Annotated in this window: 3 protein-coding genes; 1 reads left to right on the top strand and 2 read right to left on the bottom strand. The window is 76.7% G+C overall.

All coding sequences use genetic code 11. From position 1 onward, the window contains the following. Positions 1–204 (top strand): hypothetical protein (locus VGD85_RS20475; protein WP_331065280.1); only part of this gene is annotated, 204 nt, incomplete at its 5' end. A gap of 15 nt (positions 205–219) precedes the next feature. Here the strand turns inward: VGD85_RS20475 and VGD85_RS20480 are convergent. Together VGD85_RS20480 and VGD85_RS20485 are read right to left on the bottom strand one after the other, a co-directional pair. Then, the gene (locus VGD85_RS20480) at positions 220–1,011 is read right to left on the bottom strand and encodes a DNA-formamidopyrimidine glycosylase family protein (protein ID WP_331065281.1); all 792 of its coding nucleotides are present in this window, start codon (positions 1,009–1,011) and stop codon (positions 220–222) included. Further along, on the bottom strand, positions 1,004–1,716 hold a 713-nt coding region (locus VGD85_RS20485), incomplete at its 5' end, for an Lhr family helicase (RefSeq protein WP_422656620.1). The genes VGD85_RS20480 and VGD85_RS20485, both read right to left, overlap by 8 nt.

Raw genomic sequence — 1,716 nt, forward strand, 5'->3', positions numbered from 1 at the left:
GTGGTCGGGACCGGGCCGGGCGCTGGGCGGGTCGGGGTCTACCTCGGCGGCGACCTGCTGCGGCGGGTCTCGCTGCGCAGCGACGCCGCGCACGCGCGGGTGCTGGTGCCGGTGACGACGTTCGCGCGGCGGACGGGCGGACGGCTGACGATCCGGACCCTGGGCGCGAAGCCGGTGCGCATCGAGGGTCTCGGGCTGCTGTAGGGGACCAGGTCGGGCTCAGCGGCGGGGCTGGCAGGCGGGGCACCAGTAGGCGATGCGCTCGCGTCCGGGCTCGCCGAGCTGGTCGTGCTCGACCGGGGTGCCGCACCGCAGGCACGGCTCGCCGGAGCGCCCGTAGACCCAGAGGCTCCGGCCGCGGCGCTTGTCGCCGGTGGTGCAGATCTGGGGATGGTGCCGGTTCTGCTCGAGCATCGAGCGCGCCAGGCGGACCATCCGCAGCGGGTCGGCGACGAGGGCGACCGGGTCGCGTGGGTCGTAGCCGGTGAGGAAGCACAGCTCGCTGCGGTAGATCGTCCCGATGCCGGCCAGGTTGCGCTGGTCGAGGAGCGCCTCGCCGAGCGGGCGGTCCGGCTCGGCGGTGAGCCGCTGGGCGGCCACGTCGGCGTCCCATTCGGGGCCGAGGAGGTCCGGGCCGAGGTGGCCGACGACGTCGTCCTCGCGGTCGCGGGGCAGCAGGTCGACCACGCCGAGCTGGAACCCGACGGCGCTGCGGCTGCCGACGTCGAGCACGACCCGGGCGAGGTGGGCGGGCTTGGTCCAGCGCTCGCCGGCCCGGAAGACCCGCCACGAGCCCTCCATCTTCAAGTGGGTGTGCAGGGTCCAGTCGCGGTCGTGGGCGATGCGGGTGAGCAGGTGCTTGCCCCGTGAGACCGTCTCCACGACCGTGCCGCCGGAGAGGTCGGCGGTCGCGTGTTGTGGGACCCGCAGGTCGGTGCGCACCAGACGGCGGCCGTCGAGGGCCCGGCGCAGGCGCTCGGCCGTGCGCCAGACCGCGTCGCCCTCAGGCACCGGACACCGTCCGCAGGCGCAGGCCCCGCGGTGTCGCGACGAACCCCGCCGCCTGGAGCGCCTCGCGCAGCGGCGTCGATCCCGAGCCGAGAAGCTGCTCGCCGTCGGCGCGCTCGACGACCATCCGGCCGAGCGAGCCGCGGCGCGCGGCCTCGGCCAGCGAGGCCGTCGCCGGGCCGAGCAGGTCCGGCTCCTCGGTCCAGGTGAGCAGGGTGCGGCCGCCCCGCTCGACGTACAGCGTGAGCAGGCCGTCGACGAGCACCACGATCGCCCCGGCCTTGCGGCCGGGCCGGTGGCCACCGTCGCCTGGCGGCCACGGGAGCGCCGCGCCGTAGGGGTTGGCGGGGTCGGTGGCCGCCAGCGCGACCGCAGTCGGCTTGGCGTCGGACGGCACCTCCGCGAACGTGCGCAGCCGGTCGACGGCACCGGCGGTGCCGAACTGGGCGGCGCCGAGCCCGGCCACGAAGTAGCCGCGGCGGCAGCGGCCCGAGTCCTCGAAGGCGGAGAGCACCTTGTAGACGGCCGCGAAGCCGCCGGAGACACGCTCGCTCATCACGGCGCCGCGGGTGACCACGCCGTGCCGGTCGAGCAGCCGCTCGGCGGTCGCGTGGGCGCGCTTGGTGGCGTCGGCCTCGACCGGCGGCAGCATCGCCCAGCGCCCGGCCGTCTCGGGCGGTCCGGTGCGCGCCGGTCGGCCCGGACGTG

This window comes from Nocardioides sp., from assembly GCF_036401255.1.
Classification (GTDB): Bacteria; Actinomycetota; Actinomycetes; order Propionibacteriales; family Nocardioidaceae; genus Nocardioides.